Source organism: Streptomyces sp. SID5469 (genome assembly GCF_009862865.1).
In the GTDB taxonomy this organism is placed as follows: domain Bacteria; phylum Actinomycetota; class Actinomycetes; order Streptomycetales; family Streptomycetaceae; genus Streptomyces; species Streptomyces avermitilis.
Genome location: NZ_WWIN01000001.1, coordinates 4,848,231 through 4,862,500, shown reverse-complemented (window position 1 = coordinate 4,862,500; position 14,270 = coordinate 4,848,231). Strand labels below are relative to the sequence as shown.

The following is a 14,270-nucleotide window of genomic DNA, read 5'->3' as shown; positions in this document are numbered from 1 at the left end:
GGCAGTCATGTCGTCCATGGAAGAGCTCAGCCCGCGGGAACAGGCCGTCCTCGCCCTTGAGCGCCGGAGCTTCGGCGGCCCCGGCGCCAAGGAGCGGGCGATACGCGAGCAGCTGGGCCTGGTACCGGTCAGGTACTACCAGCTGCTCAACGCCCTCCTGGACGACCCCCGCGCCCTCGCCCACGACCCGGTGACGGTCAACCGCCTGCGCCGCGTCCGCGAGAACCGCCGCGCGGAGCGCTGACGACAGGGGCCCCGGCGCATCCGTGCCCCGTGAGGTCCCTGAGCCATGAGGGCGCGCGTGAGCCATGCGTGCGCGCGCCCCGTCGCGGATAGGGTCGGAGTATGGGCAGCCATACGGACTCCACGGACTCCAGGGACTCTTTGCCGACGCCCGCGACCCCGGCCGGGCGCGACGGTCTCGACGCCATCCTCGCCCGGCCCGGCCGGGCCGTTCTCGCCTTCGACTTCGACGGGACGCTCGCCCCGATCGTCCCCGACCCCGATCAGGCCCGCGCGCACCCCGACGCGGTCCCCGCTCTCGCGGCCCTCGCCCCGAAGGTCGCCTCCGTCGCGGTGATCACCGGCCGCCCGGCGGGTGTCGCCGTCCGCTACGGCGGCTTCGCGGGCGTCCCCGGCCTGGAGCACCTCGTCGTCCTCGGCCACTACGGCGCCGAACGCTGGGACGCCGTCAGCGGCACCGTCAAGGCCCCCGCCCCGCACCCCGGCGTCGCCGCCGTCCGCGCGGAACTCCCCGGCTTCCTCGATCGGATCGGCGCCTGGCAGGGCACGTGGATCGAGGAGAAGGGCCGGGCCGTCGCCGTGCACACCCGCCGCGCCACCGACCCCCAGGCCGCCTTCGAGGCCCTGCGCGAACCCCTCACCGACCTCGCCACCCGCCACGGTCTGATCGTCGAACCCGGCCGCATGGTCCTGGAGCTGCGCCCGCCCGGCATGGACAAGGGCGTCGCCCTCCTGGAGTACGCGCGGGAGACCGGCGCGGAGGCCGTCATGTACGCCGGCGACGACCTCGGCGACCTCCCCGCCTTCGCCGCCGTCGACAAACTCCGCTCGGACGGCGTACCGGGGCTGCTGGTGTGCAGCGGCAGCTCCGAGGTCACCGAACTGGCCGAACGGGCCGACCTGGTCGTCGACGGCCCGCCCGGAGTCGTGAGCCTGCTCTACGCGCTGGCGGCCCGCCTCGGCTGACCGGTCCCGGGGCGTACGCCGTCGGCTGCGCCCCGGGTCCGGTTCAGGTGTCCAGTGCGTGCAGCTGATCCAGGAACCAGCGGGCCGGGGGCAGTGCCGTCGCCGCCCCGGCCAGCCGCTTCGTGCGTTCGGCGCGCTCGCCGGCCGGCATCGAGAGGGCCTCGTGGAGGGCCACGGCCGTACCCACGACGTCGTACGGGTTCACCGTGATCGCGTCCTCGCCCAGCTCCTCGTACGCGCCCGCCTCCCGGGACAGCACCAGCGCGCAGCCCTCGTCGGAGACGACCGGGACCTCCTTGGCGACCAGGTTCATGCCGTCGCGGATGGGGTTCACGAGGGCCACGTCCGCCAGCCGGTACGCGGCGAGGGAGCGCGCGAAGTCGTCCTTGACGTGCAGCACGACCGGGGTCCAGCCCGGCGTCCCGTACTCCGCGTTGATCTCGTCCGCGAGGCGCTGCACGGCGGCCGTGTAGTCCCGGTAGACCGCCAGGTCCTGGCGGGACGGGTAGGCGAAGGCGACGTGGACGACCCGCTCGCGCCAGTCCGGCCGCGACGCCAGCAGCTCCCGGTAGGCGAGCAGACCCCGCACGATGTTCTTCGACAGCTCCGTACGGTCCACCCGCACGATCGTCTTCCGGCCCTCGCCGACCTCCTCGCGCAGCGCCGCCATCCGCTCCTCGACGTCCGGCCGGTGCGCCCGCTCCCGCAGGAAGTCCGCGTCCGCGCCCAGGCCGTGCACGCCGATCCGGGTACCGGAGGGAATCCCGGGGCCCAGCACGGCGTGACAGCAGTCCGTGAACGCGTCCGCCCAGCGCTGGGTGAGGAACGCGGCCCGGTCGGCGCCCAGAATCCCGCCCAGCACCTGCGCCGCGATGTCGTCGGGCAGCATCCGGAAGTACTCCGACGGGGCCCACGGCGTGTGCGAGAAGTGGCCGATCCGCAGGTCGGGGCGCAGTTCGCGGAGCATCCGCGGGACCAGCGTCAGGTGGTAGTCCTGGACGAGGACCGCGGCGCCCTCGGCCGCCTCCTCGGCCAGCGCCGCGGCGAAGGCGTGGTTGTACGTCTCGTAGGCCGCCCACTGGCGCCGGAACTCCGCGTCGAAGACCGGCTCCAGCGGCGTCTGGTACAGCATGTGGTGGACGAACCACAGGACCGAGTTCGCGATGCCGTTGTACGCGTCCGCGTGGACCTCTGCGTCGACGTCCAGCATCCGTACGCCGGGCTCGCCGACTCCGCGCCGCACCGCCTCGCGGTCGCCTTCGCCGAGCGCCGAGCACACCCAGAGGGCGCCCGCGTCGGGGCCGATGGCCGACAGTCCGGACACCAGCCCGCCGCCGCCGCGCTTGCTGGTCAGCGTGCCGGTCTCGTCCAGCGTGTACGAGACCGGGCCGCGGTTGGACGCGACGAGGATCTGGGCACCTCGGGTGGAAGCCATGCCTCGAAATCTAGCCCGGGTCGGAAACGCTCAAACGTTCCCTTCGGCCGTATGCGGCGTCGTATACGACCTCGCGCGGGACGGCCCCGCGCCCCCGCGGGGGCGCGGGCTACGCGGCCTTCCGCCGCGCGTACTCGGCGATTTCCGCCATCGGCGGCCGTTCCTCCGTGTCCACCGAGTACGTGCGCGGCTCGAAACCGTCCTCGCCGCGCTCGAACTGGGTGAGCGCGGGGCGGATCAGGTGACCCCGGGCCAGGCGCAGCTGGGCGGTGCGGTAGATCGCCGCGGCCATGCGGCCGAGCGCCTGGCCGTCCTGGTGGCGGTGCTTGCGCACGCCGACGTCGACCTGGGCGAGCGCGTCGAGGCCCACGAGGTGGAGGGCGTCGACGAGCATCCCCAGCTCCACGCCGTACCCGACGGGGAACGGGAGCTGTTCGAGCAGCGAGCGGCGGGCCGCGTACTCGCCGCCGAGCGGCTGGACGAAGCCGGCCAGCTGCGGCCAGTGCATGTTGAGGAGCGGCCGGGCCATCAGCTCGGTCACCCGGCCGCCCTGGCCCGCCGCGCCGCCCAGCGGCCGGTCGTACATCGCCTTCACGAGGTCGACGCCCGGGTCGGTGAGCAGCGGGCCCACGATGCCGGAGACGAAGTCCGACGAGAACTCCTTCAGGTCCGCGTCGATGAAACAGACGATGTCACCGCTGGTGACCAGGAGGGAGCGCCACAGGACCTCCCCCTTGCCGGGCACGGCCGGCAGCCGCGGGAGTATCTCGTCGCGGTGCACGACCCGGGCGCCCGCGGCCGCGGCCACCTCGGAGGTGCGGTCCGTCGAGCCCGAGTCGATCACGACGATCTCGTCGACGAGCGGGACCTGGTGCATCAGGTCGTGCCGGATGACGGCGACGATCTCGCCGACCGTCTCCTCCTCGTTCAGCGCGGGCAGCACGACGCTGACCGAGGAGCCCGAGGAGCGTTTCGCGGCCATGATCTTGTGGAGCGGGCGATCGGTCAGGGACCAGGAGCGGGTGCTCAGCCAGCGCTCGACTTCGTTCAGCACTCTGCGGCTCCTCACTGTCTGATCACACACTCGCATCAGCGCGTGATCCATCTCGCTGTTCGGACGACTATCTCAACTGTCCTGGCCTTCGGTTACAGTCTTGAACAACGCGGATGACCATCGCATGTCCTCGATCATCGGCGCGCACAGTGCTCCACAGTCAAACAACCGAATACCGCTCATCCAGAGGGGCAGAGGGATACGGCCCGATGAAGCCCCGGCAACCCTCCAGCCGGTCTTGTCACGTTGATGTGGCGAGGCTCCCGGCTCGGGAAGGTGCCAAATCCGTCTCACGGCGAAGTGCGTCGTGAGGAAGATGAGGAGAAAGGGCCTCGCCTCCATGGCTGCGCAGACTGTCGCAAGTACCTCCGTCACCTCCCCCGCGAACTCCGTCGACCTCGGTCCGGCCGCCGCGCTTTCCTGCCGCGAGTGCGGCCACCGCGTGCCCCTCGGTCCGGTCTTCGCCTGCGACGAGTGTTTCGGCCCGCTGGAGATCGCGTACGACTTCTCGGGCTACGACACCGAGGAACTCCGCAAGCAGATCGAGGCGGGCCCCGCGAACATCTGGCGCTATGCGCCGCTCCTGCCGGTCCCGGCGGACGTCGCCGAGAAGCCCAACATCAACCCGGGCTGGACCAAGCTCGTCCAGGCCGACAACCTGGCGCGTGAGCTCGGTGTCGACGCCGGCAAGCTCTTCGTGAAGGACGACTCCGGCAACCCGACGCACTCCTTCAAGGACCGCGTCGTCGCCCAGGCCATCGAGGCCGCCCGCGCCTTCGACTTCACCACCCTCTCCTGCTCCTCCACCGGCAACCTGGCCGGCGCGGTGGGCGCCGCCGCCGCCCGCGCCGGCTTCCGTTCCTGCGTGTTCATCCCGCACGACCTGGAGCAGGGCAAGGTCGTCATGGCCGCGGTCTACGGCGGCGAGCTCGTCGGCATCGAGGGCAACTACGACGACGTGAACCGCTTCTGCTCCGAGCTGATCGGCGACCCGGCCGGCGAGGGCTGGGGCTTCGTCAACGTCAACCTGCGGCCGTACTACGCCGAGGGCTCCAAGACGCTGGCGTACGAGATCTGCGAGCAGCTCGGCTGGCGGCTGCCGGACCAGCTGGTGGTGCCCATCGCCTCCGGCTCCCAGCTCACGAAGATCGACAAGGGGCTCCAGGAGCTGATCAAGCTCGGGCTGGTCGAGGACAAGCCGTACAAGATCTTCGGCGCGCAGGCCGAGGGCTGCTCGCCGGTGTCCGTCGCCTACAAGGCCGGCCAGGACGTCGTGCGGCCGCAGAAGCCGAACACCATCGCCAAGTCGCTGGCCATCGGCAACCCGGCCGACGGCCCGTACGTCCTCGACATCGCGCGCCGCACGGGCGGTGCGGTGGAGGACGTGAACGACGAGCAGATCGTCGACGCGATCAAGCTGCTCGCACGGACCGAGGGCATCTTCGCGGAGACCGCGGGTGGCGTGACGGTGGGTGTGGCCAAGAAACTGATCGAGAGCGGTCTGCTCGACCCCACCCTCACGACGGTCGTCCTCAACACCGGTGACGGCCTCAAGACCCTGGACGCGGTGGCCGGGACCGGGCTGACCGCGACCATTCGTCCCAGCCTGGACTCCTTCCGGGAAGCCGGCCTCGCGTGAACGGCGCGACCGGCCCCCACCAGTCCGCAGCTTGAGAACAGCCCTTCCCGTGTACCCGACCGGAGGTCACACCGCATGAGCGTCAACGTCCGCATCCCGACCATCCTGCGCACCTACACGGGCGGCAAGGCCGAGGTCCCGGCCCAGGGCGCGACCCTCGCCGAGGTCATCGCCGACCTGGAGAAGAACCACACGGGCATCGCGGCCCGCGTCCTGGACGACCAGGGCAAGCTGCGCCGCTTCGTCAACGTGTACGTGAACGACGACGACGTGCGCTTCGAGCAGGGCCTCGAGACGGTGACGCCGGACGGCGCCGGAGTCTCGATCATCCCGGCCGTCGCCGGCGGCTGACCGATACCGGTTCGGCGCCCGGTTATTACCGTCGGTAACGCCGGTTACCGAGAGTTCATCGAATTGCCCCCTCCGTGAGAGAAACGGAGGGGGCAATTCTGCATGGTTGAGCACGGTACAGTTGGGGAAGTCGCCTCGCTCTTCTTGCCGGATGCATATGAGTTCTCATCCGAAGCCCGACAAGAAACAGCCAAAGTGCCCCACCCTTTTAAGCCTTATACGGCATTTATGGGGCCCGACTTGCCCTGAATCTTTGCGAATTCTCCGCATATTCCCGATCGGCCAGACCCAGAATTCTCGTCCGATTGACCTGTTGCAGAGGGCAGTTGGACAGATACATTCAGCCGCGGTCGACGCGTTCCGGCGCACACCCCCAAGCCATTGGGGGGTGAGGTCTGACCCGGGTCCGCGAAGTGCGGTCCTGTGCAAGGGCCAGTAATAGGGGAGTTAGGCATGGCTCAGGGCACCGTCAAGTGGTTCAACGCGGAGAAGGGGTACGGCTTCATCGCGGTCGACGGTGGTGCGGATGTATTCGTCCACTACAGCGCGATTCAGATGGACGGCTACCGCACCCTGGAAGAGGGTCAGCGGGTCGATTTCGAGATCTCGCAAGGCCAGAAGGGGCCGCAGGCGGACATGGTCCGACTGGCGACCGGCTGAAGCACGCGCCGACTGACTGTTCGACGTGACGAAGGGCCCGTATCCCCTCCGGGGTACGGGCCCTTCGGTCTGCCCCGGGGCGTCCGGAGCGCCTGCGCACGTGTGGGGCGCACAGGTGCGTTCACCTGCGGATTGCCTGGAGCCGCTTGCACTCGGCAGGGGCGAGTGCTAATCATTGGCGTTAGCACTCTGAAGGTGAGAGTGATAACGAAGGACCGGGTCGGTGAGGCCCGCAGGCCAGGTGGTGCAAGGAACCACGGGGCAGGCAGGCCGTCCGTCGCGGGCGCCAGCGCGGTCCGGAGCAATCCACCCCAGTCCGGGAGGACCACTTCACATGGCCAAGATCATCGCGTTCGACGAGGAGGCACGGCGCGGTCTCGAGCGCGGGATGAACCAGCTCGCCGACGCCGTCAAGGTCACCCTTGGCCCCAAGGGCCGCAACGTCGTCCTCGAGAAGAAGTGGGGCGCCCCCACGATCACCAACGATGGTGTTTCCATCGCCAAGGAGATCGAGCTCGAGGACCCGTACGAGAAGATCGGCGCCGAGCTGGTCAAGGAAGTCGCCAAGAAGACGGACGACGTCGCCGGTGACGGTACGACCACCGCGACCGTCCTCGCCCAGGCGCTCGTCCGCGAGGGCCTGCGCAACGTAGCCGCCGGCGCCAACCCGATGGCTCTCAAGCGCGGTATCGAGAAGGCCGTCGAGGCCGTCTCCGGTGCCCTGCTCGAGCAGGCGAAGGATGTCGAGACCAAGGAGCAGATCGCTTCGACGGCCTCCATCTCCGCCGCCGACACCCAGATCGGCGAGCTCATCGCCGAGGCGATGGACAAGGTCGGCAAGGAAGGCGTCATCACCGTCGAGGAGTCCCAGACCTTCGGTCTGGAGCTCGAGCTCACCGAGGGTATGCGCTTCGACAAGGGCTACATCTCGGCGTACTTCGCCACCGACATGGAGCGTATGGAGGCGTCGCTCGACGACCCGTACATCCTGATCGCCAACTCCAAGATCAGTTCCGTCAAGGACCTGCTCCCGCTCCTCGAGAAGGTCATGCAGTCGGGCAAGCCGCTGCTGATCATCGCCGAGGACGTCGAGGGCGAGGCCCTGTCGACCCTGGTCGTCAACAAGATCCGTGGCACCTTCAAGTCCGTCGCCGTCAAGGCTCCGGGCTTCGGTGACCGCCGCAAGGCCATGCTCGGCGACATCGCCATCCTCACGGGCGGCGAGGTCATCTCCGAGGAGGTCGGCCTCAAGCTGGAGAACGCGAGCATCGACCTGCTCGGTCGCGCCCGCAAGGTCGTCATCACCAAGGACGAGACCACGATCGTCGACGGCGCCGGCTCGGCCGACCAGGTCGCCGGCCGGGTCAACCAGATCCGTGCCGAGATCGAGAACTCCGACTCGGACTACGACCGCGAGAAGCTCCAGGAGCGTCTGGCGAAGCTGGCCGGCGGCGTGGCCGTCATCAAGGCCGGTGCCGCCACCGAGGTCGAGCTCAAGGAGCGCAAGCACCGCATCGAGGACGCCGTTCGCAACGCGAAGGCGGCCGTCGAGGAGGGCATCGTCGCCGGTGGTGGCGTGGCCCTCATCCAGGCTTCCTCGGTCTTCGAGAAGCTGGAGCTCACGGGTGACGAGGCGACCGGCGCCAACGCCGTGCGGCTCGCCCTGGAGGCCCCGCTCAAGCAGATCGCCGTCAACGGTGGTCTCGAGGGTGGCGTCATCGTCGAGAAGGTGCGCAACCTGCCCGTCGGCCACGGCCTGAACGCCGCGACCGGTGAGTACGTCGACATGATCGCCGAAGGCATCATCGACCCGGCGAAGGTCACGCGCTCTGCCCTGCAGAACGCCGCCTCCATCGCCGCGCTGTTCCTGACCACCGAGGCCGTCATCGCCGACAAGCCGGAGAAGGCCGCCGCGGGCGGCGCTCCGGGCGGCATGCCGGGCGGTGACATGGACTTCTGATCCCTTCGCGGATCAGCGGTTCGTCGCAGTACGAGACCGAGGGCGGCACTCCCATTCCAGGGGGTGCCGCCCTCGGGCGTTCACGCTCTCCCGCCGCGGCCGCCCGGGCCGCGGCGGGACAGGTGATCAGGAGTTGCTGAACGCGTCGCGCAGCCGCATCTCGTTGTGGCCGTTGCCGTCGTAGTCGTCCGAGTACGTCAGCGCGAGCCGGCCGTTCGAAGCGACGGCCACGGCCGGGCCGCCCTGGCCGCCGCCGGTCACCACGTTCATCCGGGTGGCGGGGAACCTGCCGGTCGTCGTGCCGTCGGCGTTGAAGCCGCGGGCCCACACGTCGTCCTTGCCCGCGTACAGGGTGGCCGGGTTGCCGACGAGCACGTCGAAGGCCTCCTTCCACGCGACGACGAAGGTGCCGTCGTCGGCGACCGTGACATCGGCGTCCGTCTGGTCGGAGATCGGCCGCTTGCCGTCGACGTAGGGACCGCTGCTCGTGCCGTCCTCGGTGGTCCGCTGGTCCGCCGCCGCGGGGCTGCCGGCCGCCGAGAAGAAGCGCTGGTTGATCCGCTGCGGCCGGACCAGGGTGCCCGCGCCCGTGGTGTACTCGTCCGTCCAGGCCACGACGAACCGGCCGTCACCGGCGGAGGCCACCGCGGGCTTGGTCTGCTGTCCGTCGGTGAGGGAGTTGCCCACCTTGCGGGCCACGGTGAAGCCGCCCGAGGTGTTGAGCTTGGCGACACCGATGTTGAGGCCGCCGTTGCCGTCCGCGTCCTCCTCCCAGGCGATCACGGTGTTCCCGGCGTTGTCGATCGCCGCGTCGGGCCGCCGGTTCGATCCGGCCGCACCGGAGTTGATCGTGCTGACCTGGACGTCCTGGTAGCGCAGCGCGCCGGTCGCGGACCAACTGCTCGCGTACACCTGGTTGAGGGTCGAGCCGTCGGCCGTGTTCTCCCAGGCGACGCTGTAGGAGCCGTCGCCGGCCACCGCGACCGTCGGCCGCAGCTGGTCCCCGTCACCGGAGGCGTGCGGACGCGGCAGGGTGGTGACCGTGCCGTCCGGGGTCACCTTGCGCACCGCGATGTCGGCGTACTTGTTGCCGTCGTCGTCCTTGGCCCACACGACGATCGCGTTGCCCTGGTCGTCCACGCCGACGTCGGGCTTCTGGTGCGACCAGGTCGTGCCGGTACCGGTGTTGCCGTTGCTCAGCAGCTTCTCGTCCCACAGCGGCGCACCGTCCTTGTACAGGCGCAGGTACACGTCGGTGCCCAGCTCGCTGTCCGAGGAGTCGTGCCGGTCGCCCTGCTCGTAGGCCACCGCGGTGTAGACGGACGAGGTGCCGCCGGAGGCGACGGCGCTGTAGTGCTGGTCGCCGTTCGCGTTCACGTTGACCCGGGAGTAGTGCTGCGACGTCGAGCCGTACTTCGCGGCGTCGAGGTCGACCGCGCTCGCGCGCACCTTGTTGAAGTTGGCGACGTAGGCCTGGTAGGTGCCCGCGTCGTCGATGCGCAGAATCGTCTCGTCGTTCGTCTTCAGCGAGCCCGCGGTCCAGTTGTGGGAGCCCGTGTACACGTGCTGGACCTGGGTGCCGTCGCTCTTCTTCCACTCCGTCAGCAGGTACTTGGAGTGGGTGGTGCCGTGGTTGCAGGAGGCCCCTGCGGAGGTCTTGTAGCGGCAGCCGCCGGGGCGGTTGCCGTAGGCCGCGATGTCGAGGGCGGTCAGGTCGTTGATGCCGTCGTTGCCGCCGCCGTCACTGAGGTCGCGGGCGTTCGCGTCGACGCTGCATCCCTGGGACCGCTTCGTCGCCAGGGCGTCGTAGACGGCCGGGCGGGTGGTCCGCTGGTCGAGTTCGGCGGCCGAGATCCTGATCTTTCCGTCGTTCGAGCAGTCGACCTGGTCGATGAACGAGGCGAGGATGTCGGCGTTGCCGTAGTGGGCGGCGTCCGAGGCGGTGTCGCGCGGGGAGAAGTACGCCTCGACCGGGGAGCTCGGGTCGCCGGTGGAGTAGTCGTACGTCGTGTGCAGGCTGTCGCCGGCGTGCTTCACCTGGTCGTTGAAGTGCGCGCGGTACCGGGACGCGAGGGTCGCGTTGCCGGACACGACGACCGCGTTGTTGATCTCGCCGTCCTGGCCGCCCGCGAGGTTCTGCGAGGCCTGCCAGACGACGTTCTTGCGTCCGTCGGTGAGCGAGTCGAGCACGAGGTACTTGTCGTGGTCGATCGCGTTCGTGTCACCCGAGCCGTTGCCCAGGCAGCCGCGGGAGCACCAGGTGAGGGTGGAGTTGCCGGTCAGCGCGAGGCTGTCCAGGTCGCTGCTGGGCCGGTTCGCCGACTCCGAGATGATGCGCAGCGTGACGCCGCGGGTCTGGGCGGCGGTGAGCTTCGCCCGCAGGTCCGAGCTGTTGAACCAGTACATGCCCATGTACAGGGTCGAGCTGGGAGCCGCGAGGTCGATCAGGTCGCCGACCGAGGTGTTGATCGAGGAGTCGTAGGTCGTGGGCTTGGGGTAGTTGAAGACCGATGTGTAGTTCCCGGAGACCACGGTCTCCGCCTGGGCGGTGGCCGGAGCGAGCAGTGTCGCGCCGAGCGCCAGGGGCGCGGCGAGGGCCGCCATCCGTCTTATGTGTCTGCCCATCAGGGTCCTTTTGTTCGCACGGTGTTCGAAGCGATCACACCTTATAGACAGGCGTGAACCGCTCTTCACGGGAGCTTCGGGCCGTGGGGGTTTTGGAGTCGCGGACGGGGACCAGGGTCGGGTGATCGTCCGCGGCCGACGTACGGGACGGGCGCCTCGGCCAGGTCATGGGGCGCGAGGGCGGTTACGTGCAGCTGCGGCCGGTGGGCGGCGGGTGTGAGTGGGACTGTCCGCCTGAGTGGGTGGGGGAGCCCGCGAGCGTATCCGGGATCACACGGGCCGGGGCCGTAGGAAGGAATGCGGGGGTACGCGGGGCGGTTGGGGTTGATGCATACGCACATATCTCATGCCCTCTTTTTCCCCGTTCCGAGGAGCCCCGCGTGACCGTCACCACCGATGCCACCGACCGCGCCGCACAGATCCTGTCCCGGCCGGTCACCCTCAACGGCCTGACCGTCCCGAACCGGATCGTGATGGCGCCGATGACCCGGCAGTTCTCCCCCGGCGGCATCCCCGGTGAGGACGTGGCCTCGTACTACGCCCGCCGCGCCGCCGCGGGTGTCGGCCTGATCGTCACCGAGGGCACGTACGTGGGGCACGAGTCGGCCGGGCAGAGCGACAGCATTCCGCGCTTCCACGGCGAGGAGCAGCTGGCCGGCTGGTCGAAGGTCGCCGACGCCGTGCACGCCGCCGGCGGCACGATCGTGCCGCAGCTGTGGCACATCGGCATGGTGCGCGGCGCGGGCGAGCCGCCGTTCGCGGACGCCCCGCCGGTCGGCCCGTCCGGCATAGGCACCGAGGGCGCCGAGGTCACCGGCAAGGCCATGACCCAGCAGGACCTGGACGACGTCATCGAGGCGTTCGCGAAGGCGGCGGCCGACGCCGAGCGCATCGGCTTCGACGGCGTGGAACTGCACGGCGCGCACGGCTATCTGATCGACCAGTTCCTGTGGGCGGGCACCAACCGCCGCACCGACGCCTACGGTGGCGACCCGGTGGCCCGGACGAAGTTCGCGGCGGAGATCGTGGCCGCGGTCCGGTCGGCGGTCTCCCCCTCCTTCCCCGTGCTCTTCCGCTACTCGCAGTGGAAGCAGCAGGCGTACGACGCCCGCCTCGCCGAGACCCCGGAGGAGCTGGAGGCGATCCTGGCCCCGCTGGCGGCGGCGGGAGTGGACGCCTTCCACGCCTCCACGCGCCGCTACTGGCAGCCCGAGTTCGACGGCTCCGACCTCAACCTGGCCGGCTGGACCAAGAAGATCACCGGGAAGCCCGCCATCTCGGTCGGCTCGGTCGGCCTGAACGGCGAATTCCTCAAGGCCTTCCAGGGCGAGGGTTCCACCGTGCGGGGCATCGACGACCTCCTGGACCGTCTGGAGTCCGGGGAGTTCGACCTGGTCGCCATCGGCCGCGCCCTGCTCCAGGACCCGGAGTGGGCGGCGAAGGTACTGGCCGGACGGTTCTCCGAGCTGGCCGCGTACGACGCGTCCTCGCTGAAGACGCTGCACTGAGCCGAGCTGTTCGCGGTACGACGAGGGCGGTATTCCCGGCACCCGGGGGTACCGCCCTCGGGCGTGCTACAAGGTGGCGGTGCGGGCCCGGAGGTCAGGCGGTGGGGGGCGTGCGGGCGGCGATGAGGGTGATGTCGTCGCGGGTGTCGCCGAGGTCGTGCGCGAGCTGGGCGCAGAGCCGGTGCAGAGGCAGCTGGCGGTGGGTGGTGGCGTACTGGCGCAGGCGGGTCATGCCGACGTCGAACGGCTGCGCGCGGGATTCGACCAGGCCGTCGGTGTAGAGCAGGAGGGTGGCTCCGCCGGGCAGACGGGTGTGGGCGGTGGGGCGCTCCGCGGTGGGCCTGACTCCCAGCAGCATGGCGCGGGGGCCGGTGAGGTAGGTGGCCGTGCCGTCGGCGGTGATCAGCAGGGGTGGGGGGTGGCCGGCGACCGACCAGGCCAGGTCCCAGGTTCCGTCCGCGGTGGGGTGCAGGCGGGTGAGGATGGCGGTGGCGGAGTCGGCGAGGGTCAGACGGGCCTGGGCGGTGTCCAGGCGGCGCAGGATCTGGCCGGGGTTTTCCTCGGGGCGGTCGACGACCAGGGCGCGGAGCATGTTGCGCAGTTCGCTCATGCGGGAGGCGGCCTGGATGTCGTGTCCGGTGACGTCGCCGATGGCCATGGCCAGGTCGCCGTCCTCCAGGAGGAAGGCGTCGTACCAGTCCCCGCCGACTTCCGCTGCCCGCTGGGCGGGCTGGTAGTGGGCGGCCAGCTCCAGGCGCGGCACGGTGGGCAGGTCGGTGAGCAGGGCGCGCTGCAAGGTGGCGGCGATGTCGGCCTGGGCGGCGTGCAGGCGGGTGTTGTCCAGCCCGAGTGCCGCGCGGCGGGCCACTTCCTCGGCCAGGATCCGGTCGGCTTCGTTGAACGGCGGGCTGGCCGGCGCGCGGACCAGCGTCAGGGCCCCGAACGTGCTGGCGCGCAGCCGCAACGGGACCACGAGGGCCTCGTGGGCGTCCACCAGCGCGAACAGGTCTCTTCCCGGATATGCGGGTCCGGCCGGCAGCGGAGCGGTCAGGTGCTGCGTGCCGGCGCCGCCGAACACCCGGGACAGTGCCGCGTCGTGGGCGGGATGGCCCGGCAACGGCTCGCCGATGTCGTGCGGTCCGGAGGGCAGGACGCCGGGCAGGTGGTGGGTGGCGGCGGCGCGCCGGCGCGTGAGGCCGGCGGTCAGGTCGATCAGGGCGGTGTCCGCCAGGCGGGGCACCAGTTGCCGTACCAGCCGGCCCAGTGCCTCGTCCGCGTCCAGGGTGCTGACCATGGCCAGCGTCAGCTCGCTGAGCCAGGTGATCTCCGACAGGTCGTACTCGGCCTGTTCGCGCATGGTCTCGCTGTGCGCGTAGCGCCGGGCGCGGCGTCCGTCCCGCGCACGTCTGGCGGAGGCGTCGTGGAAGACGACCACCGCGCCCTTGTCGTATCCCATCTCCTCCGGCAGCGGAGCCGCGGACCACCACACCTGCACGGGGGTGCCATCGGCGCGCAAGAGCACGGCCCGGTCGCCGCTGATCCGCTTGCCGAGCACGATGTCGGCCAGGACCGGCCGCTGGGCAGGCAGACCGTTCTCGTCGCCTTCCATCGGGTGCAGCGTGTGGTGGGCGTCGACGCCGAGCAGCGTGCCCGGCGCATAGCCCAGCAGCCGCTCCGCCCACGGGTTGCAGGCGATCACCTTTCCCTGCCCGTCCACGGCGTACATGCCCGCGCCCACGGCTTCGAACAGCGCCGACGTCAACGCCTCGTTCGCGTCGAAGTCCTCGTCCCCGCCCGGGGAACTCTCCACGCAGCCCATTTTTGCCCTC

General features: G+C 70.3%; 11 protein-coding genes and 1 riboswitch. Of the genes, 7 read left to right on the top strand and 4 right to left on the bottom strand.

Annotated features, from left to right (window positions below):
- Positions 1 to 16: 16 nt before the first annotated feature.
- Complete coding sequence (locus GTY58_RS20565) at positions 17 to 244, top strand: DUF3263 domain-containing protein (RefSeq protein ID WP_037644676.1); 228 nt, start codon at positions 17 to 19, stop codon at positions 242 to 244.
- Between the two features lie 101 nt (positions 245 to 345).
- The gene (otsB, locus tag GTY58_RS20560; RefSeq protein ID WP_010985367.1) at positions 346 to 1,209 is read left to right on the top strand and encodes a trehalose-phosphatase; all 864 of its coding nucleotides are present in this window, start codon (positions 346 to 348) and stop codon (positions 1,207 to 1,209) included.
- Positions 1,210 to 1,252: 43 nt separating this feature from the next.
- On the opposite strand, the gene GTY58_RS20555 is transcribed toward otsB, so the two are convergent.
- Both GTY58_RS20555 and GTY58_RS20550 read right to left on the bottom strand, forming a co-directional pair.
- Positions 1,253 to 2,644, bottom strand: a complete 1,392-nt coding sequence (locus GTY58_RS20555) for a trehalose-6-phosphate synthase (protein ID WP_010985366.1) — start codon at positions 2,642 to 2,644, stop codon at positions 1,253 to 1,255.
- A gap of 109 nt (positions 2,645 to 2,753) precedes the next feature.
- A complete protein-coding gene (locus tag GTY58_RS20550; RefSeq protein ID WP_010985365.1) occupies positions 2,754 to 3,698 on the bottom strand; it encodes a glucosyl-3-phosphoglycerate synthase in 945 nt (314 codons plus the stop codon).
- A gap of 176 nt (positions 3,699 to 3,874) precedes the next feature.
- Positions 3,875 to 4,021, top strand: a riboswitch (SAM riboswitch).
- Between the two features lie 17 nt (positions 4,022 to 4,038).
- Here GTY58_RS20550 and thrC point away from each other — a divergent pair.
- The 4 genes from thrC to groL all read left to right on the top strand — a co-directional run bounded on the left by thrC (position 4,039) and on the right by groL (position 8,308).
- Positions 4,039 to 5,337: a threonine synthase gene (gene thrC / locus GTY58_RS20545; protein WP_010985364.1), complete on the top strand. Its 1,299-nt coding sequence runs from the start codon at positions 4,039 to 4,041 to the stop codon at positions 5,335 to 5,337.
- A gap of 75 nt (positions 5,338 to 5,412) precedes the next feature.
- Entirely contained in the window at positions 5,413 to 5,688 is a 276-nt protein-coding gene (locus tag GTY58_RS20540; protein ID WP_010985363.1) for a MoaD/ThiS family protein, read from the top strand.
- A gap of 453 nt (positions 5,689 to 6,141) precedes the next feature.
- Positions 6,142 to 6,348, top strand: a complete 207-nt coding sequence (locus GTY58_RS20535) for a cold-shock protein (protein WP_007493268.1) — start codon at positions 6,142 to 6,144, stop codon at positions 6,346 to 6,348.
- 334 nt (positions 6,349 to 6,682) lie between these two features.
- Positions 6,683 to 8,308, top strand: a complete 1,626-nt coding sequence (gene groL, locus GTY58_RS20530; RefSeq protein WP_010985362.1) for a chaperonin GroEL — start codon at positions 6,683 to 6,685, stop codon at positions 8,306 to 8,308.
- A gap of 126 nt (positions 8,309 to 8,434) precedes the next feature.
- Here groL and GTY58_RS20525 read toward each other — a convergent pair whose 3' ends face one another.
- Positions 8,435 to 10,933, bottom strand: a complete 2,499-nt coding sequence (locus tag GTY58_RS20525) for a phospholipase D-like domain-containing protein (RefSeq protein ID WP_037644678.1) — start codon at positions 10,931 to 10,933, stop codon at positions 8,435 to 8,437.
- A 380-nt stretch (positions 10,934 to 11,313) separates the two neighbouring features.
- Between GTY58_RS20525 and GTY58_RS20520 the strand changes: the two genes are divergently transcribed.
- The gene (locus GTY58_RS20520) at positions 11,314 to 12,441 is read left to right on the top strand and encodes an NADH:flavin oxidoreductase (RefSeq protein ID WP_010985360.1); all 1,128 of its coding nucleotides are present in this window, start codon (positions 11,314 to 11,316) and stop codon (positions 12,439 to 12,441) included.
- A gap of 94 nt (positions 12,442 to 12,535) precedes the next feature.
- Here GTY58_RS20520 and GTY58_RS20515 read toward each other — a convergent pair whose 3' ends face one another.
- Positions 12,536 to 14,251, bottom strand: coding sequence for a SpoIIE family protein phosphatase (locus tag GTY58_RS20515; RefSeq protein WP_159028995.1), 1,716 nt, complete (start codon positions 14,249 to 14,251; stop codon positions 12,536 to 12,538).
- Positions 14,252 to 14,270 lie beyond the last annotated feature (19 nt).